17 protein-coding genes are annotated in these 19,877 nt (G+C 69.2%); 12 read left to right on the top strand and 5 right to left on the bottom strand.

What is annotated here, in order from left to right:
* Window positions 1–212 precede the first annotated feature (212 nt).
* The 11 genes from ABIB38_RS07840 (at window position 213) to ABIB38_RS07790 (ending at window position 14,560) form a co-directional block, all read left to right on the top strand.
* Window positions 213–1,985 carry an ABC transporter ATP-binding protein/permease gene (locus ABIB38_RS07840; RefSeq protein WP_429203205.1) on the top strand — a complete coding sequence of 591 codons (1,773 nt, stop codon included), beginning with the start codon at window positions 213–215 and terminating at the stop codon, window positions 1,983–1,985.
* A gap of 315 nt (window positions 1,986–2,300) precedes the next feature.
* Window positions 2,301–2,642, top strand: coding sequence for a DUF2946 family protein (locus tag ABIB38_RS07835; protein ID WP_429203204.1), 342 nt, complete (start codon window positions 2,301–2,303; stop codon window positions 2,640–2,642).
* A gap of 79 nt (window positions 2,643–2,721) precedes the next feature.
* The gene (locus ABIB38_RS07830; protein WP_429203203.1) at window positions 2,722–3,987 is read left to right on the top strand and encodes a TolC family protein; all 1,266 of its coding nucleotides are present in this window, start codon (window positions 2,722–2,724) and stop codon (window positions 3,985–3,987) included.
* A complete protein-coding gene (locus tag ABIB38_RS07825) occupies window positions 3,984–5,183 on the top strand; it encodes an efflux RND transporter periplasmic adaptor subunit (protein WP_429203202.1) in 1,200 nt (399 codons plus the stop codon). Before ABIB38_RS07830 ends, ABIB38_RS07825 begins: the two co-directional genes overlap by 4 nt.
* A gap of 46 nt (window positions 5,184–5,229) precedes the next feature.
* Entirely contained in the window at window positions 5,230–8,415 is a 3,186-nt protein-coding gene (locus ABIB38_RS07820) for an efflux RND transporter permease subunit (protein WP_429203380.1), read from the top strand.
* 139 nt (window positions 8,416–8,554) lie between these two features.
* A complete protein-coding gene (locus ABIB38_RS07815; RefSeq protein WP_429203201.1) occupies window positions 8,555–9,418 on the top strand; it encodes an STAS domain-containing protein in 864 nt (287 codons plus the stop codon).
* Window positions 9,419–9,428: 10 nt separating this feature from the next.
* Window positions 9,429–9,785: an STAS domain-containing protein gene (locus tag ABIB38_RS07810; RefSeq protein WP_005666383.1), complete on the top strand. Its 357-nt coding sequence runs from the start codon at window positions 9,429–9,431 to the stop codon at window positions 9,783–9,785.
* Entirely contained in the window at window positions 9,785–10,252 is a 468-nt protein-coding gene (locus tag ABIB38_RS07805; protein ID WP_429203200.1) for an anti-sigma regulatory factor, read from the top strand. Before ABIB38_RS07810 ends, ABIB38_RS07805 begins: the two co-directional genes overlap by 1 nt.
* Complete coding sequence (locus tag ABIB38_RS07800) at window positions 10,240–11,268, top strand: ATP-binding SpoIIE family protein phosphatase (RefSeq protein ID WP_429203199.1); 1,029 nt, start codon at window positions 10,240–10,242, stop codon at window positions 11,266–11,268. The genes ABIB38_RS07805 and ABIB38_RS07800 overlap by 13 nt, the downstream gene beginning before the upstream one ends.
* On the top strand, window positions 11,265–12,644 hold the full coding sequence (locus ABIB38_RS07795; RefSeq protein ID WP_429203198.1) for an ATP-binding protein: 1,380 nt from the start codon (window positions 11,265–11,267) through the stop codon (window positions 12,642–12,644). Before ABIB38_RS07800 ends, ABIB38_RS07795 begins: the two co-directional genes overlap by 4 nt.
* Entirely contained in the window at window positions 12,641–14,560 is a 1,920-nt protein-coding gene (locus tag ABIB38_RS07790) for a hybrid sensor histidine kinase/response regulator (protein WP_429203197.1), read from the top strand. The genes ABIB38_RS07795 and ABIB38_RS07790 overlap by 4 nt, the downstream gene beginning before the upstream one ends.
* Before the next feature lie 10 nt (window positions 14,561–14,570).
* Here the strand turns inward: ABIB38_RS07790 and modC are convergent, their stop codons facing one another.
* The 3 genes from modC to modA are packed head-to-tail and all read right to left on the bottom strand — an operon-like array spanning window position 14,571 to window position 17,070.
* Window positions 14,571–15,644, bottom strand: a complete 1,074-nt coding sequence (modC, locus tag ABIB38_RS07785; protein WP_429203196.1) for a molybdenum ABC transporter ATP-binding protein — start codon at window positions 15,642–15,644, stop codon at window positions 14,571–14,573.
* Window positions 15,641–16,324, bottom strand: coding sequence for a molybdate ABC transporter permease subunit (gene modB, locus ABIB38_RS07780; protein WP_429203195.1), 684 nt, complete (start codon window positions 16,322–16,324; stop codon window positions 15,641–15,643). The genes modC and modB overlap by 4 nt, the downstream gene beginning before the upstream one ends.
* A 2-nt stretch (window positions 16,325–16,326) precedes the next feature.
* Window positions 16,327–17,070 (bottom strand): molybdate ABC transporter substrate-binding protein, encoded by a 744-nt coding sequence (modA, locus tag ABIB38_RS07775; protein ID WP_429203194.1) that lies wholly within the window; start codon window positions 17,068–17,070, stop codon window positions 16,327–16,329.
* Between the two features lie 143 nt (window positions 17,071–17,213).
* On the opposite strand from modA, the gene ABIB38_RS07770 reads away from it, so the two are divergent.
* On the top strand, window positions 17,214–18,026 hold the full coding sequence (locus ABIB38_RS07770; protein WP_429203193.1) for a TOBE domain-containing protein: 813 nt from the start codon (window positions 17,214–17,216) through the stop codon (window positions 18,024–18,026).
* A 5-nt stretch (window positions 18,027–18,031) separates the two neighbouring features.
* On the opposite strand, the gene ABIB38_RS07765 is transcribed toward ABIB38_RS07770, so the two are convergent.
* Both ABIB38_RS07765 and ABIB38_RS07760 read right to left on the bottom strand, forming a co-directional pair.
* The gene (locus ABIB38_RS07765; protein ID WP_429203192.1) at window positions 18,032–18,322 is read right to left on the bottom strand and encodes a PAAR domain-containing protein; all 291 of its coding nucleotides are present in this window, start codon (window positions 18,320–18,322) and stop codon (window positions 18,032–18,034) included.
* Between the two features lie 144 nt (window positions 18,323–18,466).
* Window positions 18,467–19,876 carry a M16 family metallopeptidase gene (locus ABIB38_RS07760; protein ID WP_429203191.1) on the bottom strand — a complete coding sequence of 470 codons (1,410 nt, stop codon included), beginning with the start codon at window positions 19,874–19,876 and terminating at the stop codon, window positions 18,467–18,469.
* Window position 19,877: the final 1 nt, after the last annotated feature.

The raw sequence follows: 19,877 nt of genomic DNA, 5'->3' as shown, positions 1-19,877 counted from the left end.
ACAAGCCACGGGACCGCAGACAGCGGCGTCGCGGCAGTAAAGGCGCCGCTGTCAGAAGGATGATAGCAAGACCAGTCACGTCCTGCGGCCGGATGCGACCGGGCATGGGTACCACACGAATCATGACGACCCCTACGCAGACGTCGAACGATGGAATCACTGGCGACATTCCAGGGTCGATAAAAAAGCGACGCAGCGGCGCGACCTTGTCGATGGCTGCATGGAAGCAGTTTGTCAGCGTTGCCAAACCTTACTGGCTGGGCGCCGAGAAGGGCCGGGCGTGGCTGCTGCTCACGCTCCTGATCGTGCTGATGCTGGTCGAGACCAAGCTCGCGGTCATGCTCAATGACCAGGCCGGGGAAATGACCTCGGCGCTGGCCGGCCAGGACAGCGCGCGGTTCTGGACCTCGGTGCAGGCCTGCCTGGTCATCCTGGCGTTCGCCGTGCCGATCTATGCCTTCTACTACTACATGCGCGACCTGTTCGCGAACCAGTGGCGGCGCTGGCTCACCCGGCGCTTCCTCGACGGCTACCTGAACGGCCGCAAATACTACGAGCTCGGATCGAATCGCGAGATCGACAACCCGGACCAGCGCATCAGCGAGGATGTGAACACGTTTACCGGACGCTCCATCCACTTCATGCTGGTGTTCCTGGGCTCGCTGATGCAGCTGGTCGCCTTCAGCGCCGTGCTGTGGTCGATTTCGCAGGTGCTGGTGGGCGTGCTGGTCGCCTACGCATTGGTGGGTACGGTGGTGGCGCTGTACGTGTTCGGCAACCCGCTGATCCACCTGAATTTCTGGCAGCTGCGGCGCGAAGCCGATTTCCGGTTCAGCCTGATACGCGTGCGCGAAAACGCCGAATCGATCGCCTTCTATGGCGGCGAGGCGCAGGAGCGCGCACGCATCGACAACAAGTTCAACAAGGTCATCCATAACTTCTCGCGCCTGATCAAGAAGCAGCGTGCGCTCAACCTGTTCCAGCGCACCTTCAGCCAGCTGACCCTGGTGCTGCCGTTCGCCATCCTTGCCGACGCGGTGCTGTCGGGCCAGCTGGAGGTGGGACGCGCGGTCCAGGCCGCCGGCGCCTTCACCGCGGTTCTGGCGGCGGTCGGCGTCATCGTCGACAACTTCGAGAGCCTGAGCCGCTTCGTCGCCGGCATCGGGCGCCTGCAGACACTGTCGAACCAGGTGCTGGCCGACCCGTCGTCCGCGGGCGAGCCCGCATGTGATCCAGCGTCGCGCGTGCAACGCAGGCCGTGCTCGCATCTCAGGATCGAGTCGCTGACGCTGTGCCCGCCGCAGTCGGAACGAGTCTTGATCAAGGACCTGACGCTGGCCCTGCAACCGGGCGACGCCCTGCTGATCACGGGCGACAGCGGCTGCGGGAAAAGTTCTCTGCTGCGCGCGATCGCCGGCCTGTGGCACAAGGGCAGCGGCGTGATACACCATCCTCCGCGCGGGGAATGCTTCTTTTTGCCGCAGCAGCCCTATATGCAGCCGGGCAGCCTGCGCAGCCAGCTCATCTATCCCAGCGACCGTACCGATCTGAGCGACGAGCAGCTGCTCGCCATCCTCGACCAGGTGCATCTGCCTTACCTGGCCGGCCGCGTCGGCGGGCTCGACGCCGTGCTGGATTGGGAAAAACTGCTGTCGATCGGCGAGCAGCAGCGGCTGGCGTTCGGGCGCGTGCTGGTGCATGCGCCGCGCATCGTCATCCTCGACGAAGCCACCAGCGCCCTCGACAGCGCCAATGAGTCGTCGTTGTACAAGCGCCTGCGCGACAAGGGCGTGACGCTGGTGAGCATCGCCCACCGCGCCGGCGTGCTGCGCCACCATACCCATGTGTTGTGGTTGACGGGCGACGGCGGGTGGGAACTGCATGACGCCAGCGATTACCGGTTCGATGCGATGGCGCCGCGGCCCGGCGGCGGCGTGGACCTGCAGGCAGGATCGCGGCCGCGCGAGGCGGCGTTGGCAGGCTAGCGTCGGCCGCGCGCCTCGTTCCGGTGTCGCAGGTTGTCAAATCCGCACCGCAGGCAATCTGCTTTTGCGCAAGCCGCCCTTGCTGGAGGACTGGTGCCAGCCATCGCCTCGTGCCGGCGGCGCCGCGCGCCTTCATCAAGGTGCTGCAAAAGGTGTACGCTGCGGCGCGAGTTCCGGATCGAATTCCTTACGCGTCGTACGGGAATCGCAGCGAACGCCACGAATGTGCTTGACCCTGTAGCGGCTACAGAGTATTTAATAGCTGTAGCAAAAAATTGGCCGACCGGCCCTGCGCTACCCGACCACCCTGACGCGATGCGACGCCTGATCCTGATCTTCCTGCTGCTCATGATGCCGCTCCAGGCCGCCTGGGCCGCCGGCGCGCCGTATTGCAGTCATGACGAACAGACCATGCATCCGGGTCACCACGTCCACAAGCATCCGCCTTCAAGCAGCCAGGACCAGGACGATGGCGCTCCCGACGCGCATTGCGACGACTGCGACGCCTGCCACCACCTGTCGGCCAGCGCCGTCCTGTCCGCGCAACCGAATCTCCCATTGCCCAAGGGCGCCCCGCATCTGCGCGGCGAATTGCGGCGCTATGCCTCCCACGTCGCCGACCTGATCCCGCCGCCAGACCGGCTGCTGCGCAGCTAAGGCGGCGGGGACCCGCATCACGCCGCAAGCGCGGCGCATCGCATGCCCCGCCGGACATCCACCCGTTCGGAGCATCTTCATGAAACATCGTTTGACACCGCCGCTGGCGGCGTTCGCGCTCGCCTGCGCGTGCGGGTTTGCCAGCGCCTCGGCCGCGGCATGGGCGCAACCGTCGGCGCCATTGACCCTGGAAGCGGCCATCGACCTGGCGCTGCGCGCCAATCCCACCCTGCGCGCGGCCGGCAGCGAAGTGGCGGCGCAACAGGGGGCGCTGACCCAGGCCGGGGCGCGGCCCAATCCCGAGCTCGAGCTGCTGCGCGAAGGCGCGGGCGGCGAGGGGGGCCGCGACGGCACCACCACCGCCACCCTGAACATTCCCATCGAACTGGGCGGCAAGCGCGCCGCACGGGTCGAGGCGGCGCGCCAGGAAGGCAGGCTCGCCGCCATCGCGCTGGATGCGGAACGCGCCAGGGTGCGCGCCGATGCCGCCGCCGCCTTCCACGACGTCGTCGCGGCGCAGGTGCGTGAACGCATGGCCCGCGAACTGGTGGCGCTCGCCGGCCGCGCGCTGGCCGCCGCCGACAAGCGGGTCGAGGCCGGGTCCCTGCCTCCGGTCGAAGCGACCCGCGCCCGCGTGGCCCAGGGCGGCGCCCGGATCGAGGCGCTGCAGGCGGGGCGCGAGCTGGAAGGCGCGCGCATCCGCCTGGCCGCCCTGTGGGCCGGCGACGCGCGCCGGCTGAGCATCAATGCGGCGCAGGCCGCGGCGCTGCCCCCGGCGCCGCCGCTGGACCAGCTCCTGGCGCAACTCGACGAAGCGCCGGCGATGCGCCATGCGCGCACCCAGGTGGACCAGCGCGAGGCGCTGGCCCGGCTCGAGCGCGCGCGCCGTACGCCCGACGTCAACCTGATCGTCGGCGCCCAGCGCGAAGGGCCGGACGCCCGCAACCGTGCGGTGGTGGGCCTGTCGGTGCCGCTGCCGCTGTTTAACCGCAACGACGGCGCCGTGCTCGATGCGCTGCGCCGGGTCGACAAGGCGCGCGACCAGCAGGACGCCGAACGCGCCCGCCTGCGCGCCGAACTGGCCCAGGCGCACGCGCGGCTCACGGCGGCGCTGGCGGAATGCGCGCTGATCTCGACCGAGATATTGCCCGGCGCCGAAGACGCGCAGCGGGCGGCCAGCCGCGGCTTCGAGCTGGGCAAGTTCGCACTGATCGACGTGCTCGACGCCCAGCGCATGCTGGCCCAGTCGAGGAACCAATACCTGAACGCCGTGCTCGACGCTCATCGCGCGGCGGCCGATATCGTACGGCTGCTGGGACACGCAGCCGTCCAGGAGAATCCATGAACAAGCAGCAAAGCAAGGTCATCGCCATCATGCTGGCGGTCGCCGTCTTCCTCGCCGCCATCGTGCTGGTGCGCGACCGCGCCCCGGGCGGTGCGGAAGGACACGCTCATCGCGCGCAAGGGGAGCAACGGGAGCATGCGGACGAGCACGGCGAAAAGGAGCACGCGCAGGACGGCGTGATCCGCTTCACCGACCGCCAGGTCGGCGTGGCCGGCATCACGGTCGCCACCGCCGGCCCGGTCCACCTGGACACCTTCATCCGCATGCCGGGCCAGATCGCGCTCAATGAAGACCGCACCGCCCACGTGACGCCGCGCGCCGCCGGGGCGGTCAGTGAAGTCAATGCCACCCTTGGCGAAAAGGTGCGCAAGGACCAGGTCCTGGCCAGCGTCGCGAGCGCCGAAGTCGCGGCCCAGCGCGGCGCGCTGGCGGCGGCCGAACGCCGGCTGGACTACGCGCGCACGGTGCATGCGGCCGAGAAGACGCTGTGGGAAGAGCAGATCTCGGCGCGCCAGGACTTGCTGCGCGCCGAACACGGGTTGAACGAGGCGCAGATCGCCGTCCAGAGCGCACGCCAGCAGTTGCAGGCGCTCGGCGCACGCGATGCCGGTTCGTCCAATCTGCTGCGCATCCGGGCGCCGTTCGACGGCGTCATCGTCGAAAAGCACATCACGATGGGCGAAGTCGTCGGCGCCGGGACCCGCGTGTTCACCCTGACCGACCTGTCGACCGTGTGGGCCGACGTGGTGGTGCCGGCGCGCGACCTGGACATCGTCCGGGTCGGCACCGATGCCGTCATTCGCTCGATCGCCTCGAACACGACGGCGCCGGGCAAGGTGTCCTACGTCAGCTCGCTGGTGGGCGAGGAATCGCGCTCGGCCAAGGCGAGGGTGGTGCTCGACAATCCGGGCGCGGCCTGGCGCCCGGGGCTGGCGGTGAACATCGACATCGTCACCGGTTCGAGCGACGTGCCGGTGGCGGTGGCGGTCGAGGCGATCCAGACGGCCCACGGGCGGCAAGTCGTCTACAAGCGGGTCAAGGAAGGTTTTGTCGCGCAGCCGGTCGCCACCGGCCGCTCCGACGGGCGCTTCGTCGAGATCACGGCTGGCCTGCGCGCGGGCGAAGCCTATGCCGGCGCCGGCAGCTTCGCGGTCAAGGCGGAGCAGGGCAAGGGGCAGGGCAGCCATGAACATTGAGACCTCGACCAAACCGTTGACCACATCGTCGTCCAAACCGTCGACCCTGTTCGACCGCCTGATCGCCACCGCCATCGCGCGCCGCTGGCTGGTGATGCTGGCCGTGCTGGCGATGGCCGCCGTCGGCGTCTACAACTATGGCCGCCTGCCGATCGACGCGGTGCCGGACGTGACCAACGTCCAGGTGCAGATCAACACCGCGGCGCCGGGCTATTCTCCGCTTGAAATCGAGCAGCGCATCACCTATCCGGTCGAGGCGGTGCTGTCGGGCCTGCCGCACCTGGAGCAGTTCCGCTCTCTGTCGCGCTACGGCCTGTCGCAGGTGACGGTGGTGTTCGAGGAAGGCACCGACATCCACTTCGCGCGCCAGCTGGTCAGCCAGCGCCTGCAGGACGCGCGCGCGGCGCTGCCCGCCGGCGTGATCCCGACCCTGGGCCCGATCGCCACCGGCCTGTCCGAGGTCTACCAGTGGACGGTGGAGACGGAACCGGGCGCGAAGAAGCTTGACGGCACGCCCTACACGCCGACCGACCTGCGCGAAATCCAGGACTGGATCATCAAGCCGCAGCTGCGCACCGTGCCGGGCGTCACCGAGATCAACTCGATCGGCGGCTTCGACAAGGAATATCTGGTGGCCCCGAACACGGCCACGCTGTCGTCGTATGGCCTGCAATTGCTCGATGTCGTCCTTGCGCTGGAGCGCAACAACAGCAACGTCGGCGCCGGCTACATCGAACGCGCAGGCGAGCAGTACCTGGTGCGCGCGCCGGGCCAGGCCGCGTCGATCGACGACATCGGCAATATCGTCGTCTCCAGCATTCGCGGCATCCCGGTGCGCGTGCGCGACGTGGCCGAGGTGACGATCGGGCAGGAGTTGCGCACCGGCGCCGCCACCGAGAACGGGGTCGAGGTGGTGCTCGGCACCGTGGTGATGCTGATTGGCGAGAACAGCCGCGCGGTGTCGAAAGCGGTCGACGCGCGCATGCTGGAGATCAACCGCAGCCTGCCACGGGGCGTCAAGGCCGTCACGGTCTACGACCGCACCGTGCTGGTCGAGCGAGCCATCGCCACGGTGCGCAAGAACCTGATCGAAGGCGCGATCCTGGTGGTGGCGGTGCTGTTCTTCTTCCTCGGGAATTTGCGCGCGGCGCTGCTCACCGCCATGGTGATCCCCTTGTCGATGCTGTTCACCTTCAGCGGCATGGTGGCAAACCATGTCAGCGCCAACCTGCTCAGCCTGGGAGCGCTGGACTTCGGCATCATCGTCGACGGCGCCGTGGTGATCGTCGAGAATTGCGTGCGGCGCCTGGCCGCCGCCCAGCATCGGCTGGGGCGGATCCTCACGCGCGAGGAGCGCTTTGCAGAGGTGTTCGAGGCCGCGCGCGAGGCGCGCCGGCCGCTCGTCTACGGCCAGCTGATCATCATGATCGTCTACCTGCCGATCTTCGCCCTGACCGGCATCGAGGGCAAGATGTTCCACCCGATGGCCTTCACCGTCGTGTTCGCGCTGCTGGGCGCGATGATCCTGTCGGTGACCTTCGTGCCGGCCGCTGTGGCGCTGTTCATCGGCCGCTCGGTCGAGGAAAAGGAAAGCCGGGTGATGGGCGCGGCGCGGCGCTGGTACGCGCCGGCGCTCGACTACGCGCTGGCCAACCGCGCCGTGATGCTGGTGCTCGCGGCGCTGGTGATCGCGCTCGCCGCCCTGATGGCCACGCGCCTGGGCGTCGAGTTCGCGCCGAATCTCGACGAGGGCGACATGGCGGTGCTGACGATGCGCGTGCCCGGCACGAGCCTGTCGCAGTCGGTCAAGATGCAGCAGCAGATCGAGACCACCTTGATGCGCGAGTTCCCCGAGATCGCGCGCGTGTTCGCCCGCATCGGCACGGCCGAGATCGCGTCCGACCCGATGCCGCCCAGCGTGGCCGACAGCTACATCATCTTCAAGCCCCAGAAGGAGTGGCCGCGCAGTGATTCCGGCCGCCGCCGTTCGCGCGCCGAGGTGGAAAGCGCGATTCGCGCCACGCTCGAGGGCCTGCCCGGCAACCAGTATGAATTCAGCCAGCCGATCCAGCTGCGCGTGAACGAACTGATCTCGGGCGTGCGCAGCGACGTCGCCGTGAAGCTGTTCGGCGACGACCTGGACGTGCTTGGCGCCACCGCCAGCGAGATCGCCGCCGTCGTGCGGCGGGTGCCGGGCGCCAGCGAAGTGCAGGTGGAGCAGACCAGCGGCCTGCCCATGCTGCAGATCCGGGTCGACCGCGAGCGTGCCGCGCGCATGGGGCTGAACATCGGCGACGTGCAGGAAATGATCGCCACCGCCACCGCCGGCCGCGCCGCCGGCACCCTGTTCGAGGGCGACCGCCGCTTCGATATCGTGGTGCGCCTGCCGGACCCGGTGCGCGGCGACATCGACGCGCTGCGCCGGCTGCCGGTGGCGCTGCCGGGCGGCGGGGAGGGCACGCGCAGCTTCATCGCCCTGGGCGAGATCGCCAGCTTCGAGGTGGCGCCCGGCCCCAACCAGCTCAGTCGCGAGCAGGGCAAGCGCCGGGTGGTGGTCAGCGCCAACGTGCGCGGGCGCGACATCGGTTCCTTCGTCGCCGAGGCGCGCGCGCGCATCGACGAGGAGGTGCGCATCGCGCCCGGCTACTGGATCGCCTGGGGCGGCCAGTTCGAGCACCTGGCCAGGGCGGCCGAGCGCCTGCGCCTGATCGTGCCGGCCTCGCTGCTGCTGGTCTTCGTCCTGCTCTACCTGGTCTTCGACAACGTGCGCGACGGCTTGCTGGTGTTCACCGGGATCCCGTTCGCCCTGGCCGGCGGCGTGGCCGCCCTGTGGCTGCGCGGCATTCCGCTGTCGATGTCGGCGGCGGTCGGCTTCATCGCCCTGTCCGGTGTGGCGGTGCTCAATGGCCTGGTCCTGATTTCGTTCATCCGCAGCCTGCGCCAGGATGGCATGGCGCTGTCGGACGCGGTGCGCCAGGGCGCGCTGGCGCGCCTGCGGCCGGTCTTGATGACGGCGCTGGTCGCCTCGCTCGGCTTCGTGCCGATGGCGCTGGCGGTCGGCACCGGGGCCGAAGTCCAGCGGCCGCTGGCCACGGTGGTGATCGGCGGGGTGTTGTCGTCGACCTTCCTGACGCTGCTTTTGTTGCCGGTTTTGTATGAATGGACGCATCGGGATCGACCCGCGCGCGCCTCCCGGCCGTCTTTACGTGCGCTTTTTTCGATGAGACAGTGAAAATATCCAACAGACAACCGTGCGCCACATATTGCCCTATATGAAAATGGTATAGTTGGATGTTTAACAGAAATCTGACCGCGCCGGCGACAGCTTGCCGCCCGGCGCGGCGCCAATAACCATTCAAGGGATAAGCCAGATGAGCATGAAGGATTACGCGGATCGTATCAGCCAGACAATCCTGGACCAGGAGGCCGCCATCGCCGCCGAATGGCTCGCCCAGCTCGAGGCGCTGAACCTGCGCAGCAACGCCGCGGCGCGTGAACAACTGCGCTCGCACTGCAACCAGTTCCTGAAAGCCTTCGGCGCCGCCACCCGGGCCGGTGAACTCGACAACGTCGAGCACCGTTCGTGGGATGAAGTGCGCGACCTGCTGGGTGAAATCTCGTCGAGCCGCGCCAGGTCGGGCTCGACCCCGAGCGAGACCGCCACCTTCGTGTTCTCGCTCAAGCAGCCGCTGTTCGCGCGGCTGCGCGACAGCTTTGCCGGCGACGCCGAAGGCCTCGCCGTGGCGTCGTGGACCATCACGACCCTGCTCGACAAGATGGGCCTGTACACCATCGAGGTGTTCCAGAAGACCAAGGACCAGATCATCGTGCGCCAGCAGCAGGAACTGCTCGAGCTGTCCACGCCGGTGGTCAAGCTGTGGAACGGCATCCTGGCGCTGCCGCTGATCGGCACCCTGGACTCGGCGCGCACCCAGGTGGTGATGGAGAACATCCTGCAGAAGATCGTCGACACCGGCGCCATGATCGCCATCATCGACATCACCGGCGTGCCGACCGTCGACACCCTGGTGGCGCAGCACCTGATGAAGACCATCGCGGCCGCGCGCCTGATGGGCGCCGACTGCATCATCAGCGGCATCCGGCCACAGATCGCGCAGACCATCGTGCACCTGGGGGTGAACCTGGAAGACGTGATCACCAAGGCCACCCTGGCCGACGCCTTCCTGGTCGCGCTCGAGCGCACCGGCGCCTCGATCACCATCAAGCAGGCCTGAGGCGAGGCATATGGAACGCATCCCGATCCTGCGCATGGGCGACCTGCTCCTGGTGACGATCCAGGTCGACATGCATGACCGTCTCGCCATGCAGCTGCAGGACGACCTGACCGAGCGCATCGTGAGCGACGGCGCCAAGGGCGTCCTGATCGACATCTCGGCGCTCGACCTGGTGGACTCCTTCATCGGCCGCATGATCAGCAATACCGCCGCCATGGCGCGCGTGCTCGACGCCCGCACCGTGGTGGTGGGCATGCAGCCGGCGGTGGCGATCACCCTGGTCGAGCTGGGCCTGACCCTGCATGGCGTGAAGACCGCGCTGAACGTCGAGAAGGGCATGGCCCTGCTCGGAAAGAGTTACAGATAATGGTCGACGCGCTTACCGATGCCGTCCTGTTCGAGACGCATCTGCTCGACCATCACCGCCAGCACCGCAGCGGCCGGGTGACGCTGCCGCTACGTTCGGACGAGGACGTCGTGGGCCTGCGCAAGCAGGTGCGCGAGCGCGCCGTGGCGCTCGCGCTGTCGCTGGTCGACCAGACCAAGCTGGTGACGGCCGCCAGCGAACTGGCGCGCAACACGATCAAGTACGGCGGCGGCGGCGAAGTCCATCTCGACGCGCTCGACGACGGCCTGCGCAAGGGCATTGGCCTGCTGTTCGTCGATGCCGGGCAAGGCATTCCCGATATCGACAGCGCCCTGCGCGATGGTTTCACCACCGGCGGCGGGCTGGGCCTGGGCCTGGGCGGCTCCAAGCGCCTGGTCGACGAGTTCGACATCGACAGCCGTGCAAAGGAGGGCACCGCGGTGCTGATCATCAAATGGAAGCGCTGATCAGTTCACAGTCTGCGCAGTACGTGTTCGCCGTTTCCCATGCCAGCGACGTCGCCGCCGTGCGCCGCGCCGGCCAGAAACTGGCCGAGTCGCTGGGCTTTACCGAGACCCGCGCCGGCCAGCTGGCCCTGATCATCACCGAGGCGGCCACCAATATCCTCAAGCACGCCGGCGAAGGCCAGATCCACATCGTCCCGGCGCAGTCCCCTGGCGGCATCGGCGTCGACGTGCTGGCGCTCGACCGGGGCCCGGGCATCGCCGACCTGGCCGGCAGCCTGGTCGACGGCGTGTCGACCGCCGGCACCGCCGGCACCGGACTGGGCGCGCTGCGCCGCCTGTCGGACGAGTTCGACGTGTATTCGACCGCAGGCGACGGGGCCGCCTTCTTCATGCGCCTGTGGCGCGACGTGCCGGGGCCCGGTCCGTGCGGGGTCGAGGTGGGCGCCCTGTGGAGTCCGATCAATGGCGAGGAAGTCTGCGGCGACGGCTGGGCGGTCGCCTGCGCCGGCGGCGGCGCGACCGTGCTCGCGGCCGACGGCCTGGGCCACGGCCCGGAGGCGGCGCGCGCGGCGAACGCGGCGATCCGGGCGCTGGAGGAGCGCGGTCCGGTCGCGGCGGGCGAGATGGTGCATGCGGCGCACGAGGCCTTGCGCCCCACGCGCGGAGCGGCGCTGGCGGTCGCGCGCATCGATTTCGCGGTCGACGAGCTGCGCTTCGCCGGCGTCGGCAATATCGGCGCGGTCGCGATCGACGGGACGCGCCGCGCGCTGGTGTCGCACAACGGCATCGTGGGCCACAACATGCGCAAGGTGCAGGAGTTCACGGTGCCGTTCGGCCCCGGCGCGCTGTGCATCCTGCATTCGGACGGCATCGAGACCCGCTGGGACCTGGACAAGTACCCGGGCCTGCAGGGCCGCAGCCCGGCCCTGGTCGCGGCGGTCCTGATGCGCGACCACATCCGTGGCCGCGACGACGCCATGGTGCTGGTGGTGCGCCGCCTGGCGGGGGCGGCATGAGCACCGCCCGGCGCATCCTGAGCATCGGCCTGGACAGCGACCAGGACGTGGTGCTGGTGCGCCAGCGCGCGCGCCAGATCTCGGCGCTGCTGGGCTTTTCGCAGCAGGACCAGGTGCGCATCGGCACCGCCGTGTCGGAAGTGGCGCGCGGCGCATGCCACCAGGGCCCGGGCGGACGCGCGCTGTTCCAGCTGCGCGAGAACGAGGGCCGCCAGCACTTCGAGGTGCTGGTCAGCGGCGCCGGCGCGCGCGCCGGCGACCCCGAGACCGAATCGCTGCGCGAGCTGGCGATCGTCACCGCGCACCGCCTGGTGGACGCCTGCGAGGTCGATCCGGGCGAGGCCGGCGCCTCCACCGTCACGGTGCGCAAGGCGCTGCCGCGCCATGAGCACGTCACTTCCGCCAGGCTGGCCGAGATCGGCGCGCGCCTGGCCGACAGCCCGGTGTCGAACCCGGCGCACGAGCTGCAGCTGCAGAACCAGGAATTGCTGGCCACCCTGGCCGAGCTGCGCGAACGCCAGGACGACCTGCTGTCGCTGACGCGCGAGCTCGAAGACACCAACCGCGGCATCGTGGCGCTGTACGCCGAGATCGAGGACAAGGCCGAGCGCCTGCGCCTCGCCGACGAGATGAAGTCGCGCTTCCTGTCCAACACCAGCCACGAATTGAGGACGCCCCTGTCGTCGATCCGCGCGCTGGCCCAGCTGCTGCTGGACCGCATGGACGGCGACCTGACCGACGAGCAGGAACGGCAGGTGACGTTCATCGCCAAGGCCGCCAGCGACCTGTCGGAACTGGTCAACGACCTGCTCGACCTGGCCAAGATCGAGGCCGGGCGGGTCGAGACCCACGTCGAGCCGGTGGTGGTCGAGAACCTGTTCCGCGCGCTCAAGGGCATGCTGCGCCCGCTGGTGGACGAGGCGCGGGTGGAACTGATCTTCGAGCCGTCCGGCATCGGGAAGCCCTTTTGTTCGGACGAAGGAAAGATCTCGCAGATCCTGCGCAACTTCATCTCCAACGCCCTGAAATTCACCGAGCAGGGCTCGGTGCTGGTGTTCGCCGCGCACGACACGGAAGCCGATACCATCGCCTTCGCGGTGGCCGACACCGGGATCGGCATCAGTTCCGACAACCTGCAGCTGATCTTCGAGGAGTTCAGCCAGATCGAGCACCCCTTGCAGCGCCGCAGCAAGGGCACCGGACTCGGCCTGCCGCTGTGCCGCAAGCTGGCCGAACTGCTCGGCGGCCGGGTCGACGTATCGAGCACGGTGGGCGTGGGCTCGACGTTTACACTGACGCTGCCGCGCACGCCGACAAACACTTCGCCAAACACATGGCCGCATGCGACCATTGATCCTGCTGGAACCGCATCATGAATAGTCATCCGACCCAGATTCTCAACGTCGACGACAACGACGGTGCCCGCTACGCCAAGACCCGCATCCTGCAGAGCGCCGGCTTCGACGTCATCGAGGCCGCCAACGGCACCGATGCGCTCGAGATGGTCAGGCGCCACCTGCCGGCGCTGGTGCTGCTCGACGTCAAGCTTCCAGACATCAACGGCATCGAGGTCTGCCGCCGCATCAAGGCCGAATCGGACAGCAGCAGCGTGCTCGTGTTGCAGACCTCGGCCGCGCTGACCGGCCGCGCCGACAAGATCCGCGGCCTGGAGGGCGGCGCCGACAACTACCTGGCGGCCCCGATCGAGGCCGACGAACTGATCGCCAACGTCAATGCGCTGCTGCGCATGCGCCGCATCCAGGTCGACCTGCGCGACAGCGAAGAACGCTTTCGCCAGCTGACCGACAATATCGACGACGTGTTCTGGATGTTCTCGGTGCCGGGCCGCCGGCTGGTCTACGTCAGCCCGGCCTACACCACGGTCTGGGGCCGCGACGCCGAATCGCTCGGCCAGGAACCGGCCGGCTGGCTCGACGCCGTGCACCTCGACGACCGCGCGCGCGTGGCGCAGCGCTGGGAACGCGTGCCCCAGGAGCCGCATTACGACGAAGAGTTCCGCATCCACGGCGCCGACGGCCAGGTGCGCTGGGTGCGCGACCGCCTGTTCCCGGTGCGTGGCGCGCGTGGAGAGGTGTACCGGGTGGCGCGCGTGACCAGCGACATCACGGCGCGCAGGGAGATGGAGGCGCTGCTGCGCACCGCCGACAGCAACAAGAACCAGTTCCTGGCCACGCTGGCGCACGAGTTGCGCAATCCCCTGAGCCCGATCCGCAACGCGGCGGCCCTGCTGGGCGCCAGCGGGGAGGGCGCGGCCGAGCGCCAGGCGCGCGCGCGCGAGGTGATCACGCGCCAGGTCGACCACCTGGCCCACCTGGTGGACGACTTGCTGGACGTGGCGCGCATCTCCGAAGGCAAGATCGTGCTGCGCAACGAAGAAGTCGACCTGAAGGGCGTGATCGCGCAGGCGATCGAGACCGCGGCGCCGCTGATCGCCGCCTGCGCGCACCGCCTGGACGTGCGCCAGCCGCTGGAAGACCTGTGGGTGACGGGCGACCCGGTGCGCCTGGCCCAGTCGGTCGGCAACCTGCTGCACAACGCGGCCAAGTTCACGCCGGCCGGCGGCGCGATCACGCTGGGAGTGGAAGTGAGCGGCGAGCTTGCGCATGACGGCGGCCAGCGGCGCGTGCGCATCTCGGTGCGCGACAACGGGATCGGCATCGATGCCGACAATCTGCCGCACATCTTCGGCATGTTCGCCCAGGCCGCGGTGCCGCCGGACCGCGCGCCGGAAGGGCTGGGCATCGGCCTGTCGCTGGTGTCGCACCTGGCCGAGCTGCATGGCGGCCGGCTGGAAGCGGCCAGCTCCGGCATCGGCCAGGGCAGCATCTTCACGATCGAACTGCCGCTGCTGCGCGCGGGGTCCGGCGCGCCCGCGGCCGCGCAGCAGGAAGCCGCGGACGCCAACGAATCCGGCGGCATGCGCGTGCTGCTGGTGGACGACAACGTCGACGCCATGGAGATGATGGGCTTTTTGCTGGCCGAGATGGGCTACCAGCCGGTGACCACGGCCGACGCCAGCGAGATCGAGGCGCTGGCGCTGCGCCACAAGCCGCAGGTGATCGTGCTCGACATCGGCCTGCCGGGCGTGGACGGCTACCAGGTCGCGCGCCGCATCAAGGGTAATCCAGACCTGGCGCACGTGCGCCTGGTGGCGCACACCGGCTACGGCTCGCCCGAGGACCGGCGCCGCGCGCAAGAGGCGGGTTTCGACGCGCACCTGGTCAAGCCGGCCGAGTTGTCGGACCTGGAGGCGGCGCTGCGGGGCGGATGATCCGCCACGCTCACGCCAGCAGCGCCACCGCCTTCACCTGCGCCCAGAGCGCGCACCCCGGTTCGATCGCCAACTCGCGCCGCGAGCGCTCGGTGATGCGCGCCAGCAGCGCGGTCTCCCCGATCTTCAAACGCACCAGCACCTGGCCCGGCGCCGCCGCCGGACCCACCGCATCGACGACGGCCGGCAGGATGTTGGCGATGCTGCTGCCGCGCGCTCGCTCGAGCGCCAGGCTGACGTCGCGCGCATGGATGCGGCAGCGCACGCGGCTCTTGACGCCGTCGCGCAGACCGACCAGCAGCACGCCGCCGGGAAAGGCCAGGTGCGACAGGCCGTCGGCGTCGCGCCCGGCGAGCACGGTCTCGATCATCACGCCGGCGTCGTCCTCGAAGTTCGCCGCCAGGTCGAGCCGCGCCAGCGTGTCGGCCAGCGGACCGCCGGCCAGCACGCGTCCCTGTTCCAGCACCACCAGGTAGTCGGCCAGGCGCGCCACCTCGTCGGCCGCGTGGCTGACGTAGACCACCGGCAGCGCCAGCTCGTCGTGCAGGCGCTCGAGATAGGGGAGGATTTCCTGCTTGCGCTTCATGTCGAGCGCCGCCAGCGGCTCGTCCATCAGCAGCAGGCGCGGCGCCGCGAGCAGCGTGCGCGCGATCGCGACGCGCTGGCGTTCGCCGCCCGACAGGGTGCCTGGGCGCTGCGCCAGCAGGTGCGCGATGCCGAGCAGTTCGGTCACGGGCCCGATCTCGAAGCGGCGCGCGCCCGGCGGCAGGCGCTTGAGGCCGAACTCCAGGTTGGCGCGCACGTCGAGATGGTCGAACAGGCTCGCCTCCTGGAACACGTAGCCGATGCCGCGCCGGTAGGTCGGCACGTACACGCCGCGCGCATCGTCCTGCCAGGTTTCGCCGCCCACGGCGACGACGGCGCCCGGTGCGCGCTCCAGCCCGGCGAGGATGCGCAGCAGCGTGGTCTTGCCCGACCCGGAATGGCCGAACAGGGCGCTCACGCCGTGGCCGGGCAGGTCGAGGTCGGCGTCGAGGGCGAATGCGCCGCGGTCGAGTCGTACCTTGATGCGTATGCCGCTCATCGCCGCGTCCCCCTGGCCGATTGCGGATACAGCGTGTACAGCACCAGCAGCACCACGAACGAGAACACCAGCATGCCGCCGGCCAGCCAGTGGGCCTGCGCGTATTCCATCGCTTCCACGTGGTCGTAGATCTGGGTCGAGACCACGCGCGTCTTGTCGGGGATGTTCCCGCCGATCATGAGCACCACGCCGAACTCGCCGATGGTGTGGGCGAAGCCGAGGATGGCGCCGGTCACGAAGCCGGGCCGGGCCAGCGGCACCACCACCGACCAGAACGTGTCCCATGGACTGGCGCGCAGGGTGGCCGCCACTTCCAGCGGCCGCGTGCCGACCGCCTCGAAGGCGTTCTGCAGCGGCTGCACCACGAAGGGCAGCGAATAGAAGACCGAGCCGATCACCAGGCCGCTGAAGGTGAAGGACAGCGTGCCCAGGCCCAGCGCCGTGGTCAGGCGGCCGAGCGGGCCGTCGGGGCCCATCGCCAGCAGCAGGTAAAAGCCGATCACGGTCGGCGGCAGCACCAGCGGCAGGGCCACCACCGCCCCGACCGCGTGGCGCAGCCTCGAATGCGTGCGCGCCAGCCACCAGGCCAGCGGCGTGCCCAATACCAGCAGCAGCAGGGTGACGACGGTGGCCAGCCTGAGGGTCAGCCAGATCGCGGAAAAGTCGGACGAATCGAGCATCGTCAGGCTTCGTAGCCGAAGCTGCGGATCAGCGCTTTGGCCTTGTCGGTGCGCAGGTAGTGCAGCAGCGCCCGGGCCGCCGGGTTGCGCTCGCCCTTGGCCAGCAGCGCCGCGTCCTGGCGGATCGGGGCGTGCATATTGGCCGGGACGATCCAGCCCGAACCCGCCGTGAACTTGCCGTCGCGCCAGACCTGAGCCTGGGCCACGAAGCCCAGTTCGGCGTTGCCGGTGCTGGTGAACTGCCAGGCCTGGGCGATGTTCTCGCCCTGGACGATGCGCGGCCGCACGGCCTCGACCAGGCCGAGCTTTTGCAGGGTGGCGATGGCGGCGGCGCCATACGGCGCGGTTTTCGGGTTGGCGATCGCCAGGTGGCGGTAGCTGGCGGTGTTCAGGACCTTGCCCCCGGCGTCGACGACGCCGTCCCTGGCCGACCACAGCACCAGGCGGCCGACCGCATAGGTGAAGCGGCTGCCGGCCACGACGTGACCTTCGGTTTCCAGTCTGGCCGGGGTGGCGTCGTCGGCCGCCAGCAGCACCTCGAACGGCGCCCCGTTGCGGATCTGGGCGTAGAACTTGCCGGTGGCGCCGCTGGCGAGCACGGCCTTGTGGCCGGTGTCGCGCTGGAATTGCTCGGCCAGCTTTTCCATCGGGCCGGCGAAGTTGGCGGCGACCGCGACCTGGACCTCGCCGGCATGCGCCGTCCCCATGGTGGTCAATATGGCGAGCAGGCTGGCCAGGCGTATCATCGGTTTTTCTCCGGATCGGGATGGGAACATCGTGGTAGCCTGCCGGTCGGATGGATGAGCAAGCGCTGTATACTCAAGTATATAGCGAAAAGCAGCCGGCGAGAATCGCAGGTGGGCATGGATCAGCATGGGATGAGCACGGGATGAGCACAGAAGACAAGCGCATCGCCCTCGATGGCAGGGTCTGGATGACGGTCGGCGGCGAGAACCTCGGCGGCGGCAACCGGATCGAACTGCTGGCGGCGATCGGGCGGCTCGGTTCCATCACCGGCGCCGCCAAGGCGGTCGGCCTGAGCTACAAGGCCGCCTGGGATGCGATCGACACGATGAACAATCTCGCGGGCGAGGCGCTGGTCGAGCGCGTCGCCGGCGGCAAGGGCGGCGGCGGCACGCGGCTCACGGCGCGCGGCCAGCAGCTGGTGGACAACTTCAGGACGATCGAACGGGTGCACGATGATTTTCTCGAACGACTCAACCGCCAGGCCGGCGACGTGGCCGACGATCTGGCGCTTTTCGCGAGGTTCAGGATGAGGACCAGCGCGCGCAACCAGTTCTTCGGCACCGTGACCCGGGTGACGCCGGGCGCGGTGAACGACGAAGTCGAGCTCGCGATCGCCGGCGGGCAGGCGATCGTCGCCATCGTCACGCGCGAGAGTTCGGAAAGCCTCGGACTTGCGCCGGGGCGGCAGGCCTTTGCGCTGATCAAATCGTCGTCGGTGATCGTGATGACGGATGACGATGGCGCGCGGCTGTCGGCCCGCAATCGGCTGACGGGCCAGGTCTCGCGCCTGATGCGCGGCGCGGTCAATGCCGAGGTGGTGATCGCGCTGGCGGGCGGGGGCAGCGTGGCCGCCACGATCACCAACGACAGCGTGGACGCGCTGGGACTGGCCGAAGGCGCGGCGGCGACCGCGCTGTTCAAGGCCTCGAGCGTGATCCTGGGCGTGCCGGCCTAGCCGGCCTAACCGATCGTCTGCCCGGACAGATGCTGGACCGCGACGAGCCGCGGCGGCGGATCGCAGCGGCACAGGCACAGGTCGCCATCGAGCGCATACTGGCGGCCGTCGTGGCGCGCCGGCAGCCGCGGACCGTCCAGGCCGATGGTGCCGGTCGACCCGCAGGCGGGGCAGGACACCTGGTCGCCTTCGAGCGCGACCTTCACGCCGTCGAGCGCGAGCAGCGAACTGGCTGTGGTCACCGTGCCGCCGGCGGTCGTCGATGCGCCCAGCGTGATGTAGTAGCGCGTTGCCATGGCGGCCTCCCATCGATCGCAAAACCACAGGATAGGCAGGCCGCCGCCGCCGGGCCTTGAGCGGCCATAAGCCGATTCGTCCCCTAGTCATGAAAAAGCCCCGCCAATCCGGGCGGGGCTGGGTGACGGCAAGGCGGCGCCGGCTTACTTGTCGGTCACGGTAAACGCGCCATACGGCTTGAGCTGTTCCTCGAGCTTCGATGGATCGCCGACCACCACGATCGACTGGTTCGCGGGCGCGAAATACTTGCGCGCCACGGTGCGCACCTGCTCCGGCGTGACCTTCTGGATCTTCGGCACGTATTCGCCCAAGAATTCCGGCGGCAGGCCGACCAGCCAGTTGGCGGCCAGGGTATTGGCGACCGAACGCTGCAGTTGGTTGCTGAGCAGGTAGCCGCCCGCGACGTAGCGCTTGTTCATGTCCATTTCGCTGGCCGGCACCAGCTCCGCGCCCAGGCGCTTGTATTCCTTGAAGTATTCTTCGAGCGAAGCGCCGGTGACTTCGTTGCGCACGTCGGCGCCGCCCACCATCATGCCGCCCGCGCGGCTCATGCGCGCGCCGGCCGAGGCGCCATAGGTATAGCCTTTTTCCTCGCGCAGATTGGTGTTGATGCGGCTCGAAAAACCGCCGCCCAGGATGGTGCTGGTCAGGCGCAGCGGGATCTGGTCCGCCGCGCTGGCCGCGATGCCGGGGCTGCCCAGGCGCAAGGTCGACTGCACGCTGCCGTCGCGCTTGAGCAGGATGCGCGCCGGCTTCACGCCGGTGGCGGCGGGCGGGGTGTCGGGCAGGGCCGCGCCGCTCGCCTTCCAGTCGCCGAAGGCGGCCCTGGCAAGCTTCATGGCCTCAGCCTCGGTGATGCGGCCGGTGACCACCAGCAAGGCGCGGTCGGGACGGAAGCGTTTCGCGTGCTCGGCGCGCAGCATCGCGGCGCTGACGGCGTCGATCGACTCGACCGTCGGGTCGGTGCGGCCATACGGGTGCTCGCCATACACGGCCTTCTTGATCGCGCGCTCGGCGCGAAACGCCGGCTGGGTCTCGGACACGCGCAGCGACTGCAGCGCATTGGCCTTGGCCAGCGCCACTTCGTTCTCGGGGAAGGAAGGCTGGCGCACGATCTCGGCCATCAGGTTCAGCATGCCGCTCGCCTGCGAGGCCAGGGCGTTGCCCGAGACGATGATGCCGTCGGCGGCCGGGCTGGCCGCCACTTCGCCGCCCATGCCCTGGGCCGCTTCGGCGATCGCGCGCGAATCGCGCTTGGCTGTTCCTTCATTGAGCATGCCGGCCAGCATGGCGGCAAAGCCGCTCTGGTTCGGCGCGTCGGCCGCGAAGCCGGCGCCGCGCAGCGCCAGCACGTAGTCCACGCGCGGCAGGCCCTGGCGCGGCACGACCCACACGGTCAGGCCGTTGGGCAGGGTCTGCCTGGCGATCTTCGGCGCCGGGATCGATTTCTCCTGGCCATAGGCGGGCATGCCGGACGGCGCCTTGGCCTCGGCGGCGTAAGCGCCTGGTCCGAATGCGAACGAGATGGCAAGTGCGAGCATCAGTTTTTTCATG

The organism is Massilia sp. UYP11 (assembly GCF_050434805.1).
GTDB lineage: Bacteria > Pseudomonadota > Gammaproteobacteria > Burkholderiales > Burkholderiaceae_D > Telluria.
The sequence above is the reverse complement of the archived record's forward strand: the minus strand, read 5'-3'. Positions and strand labels throughout refer to the sequence as shown.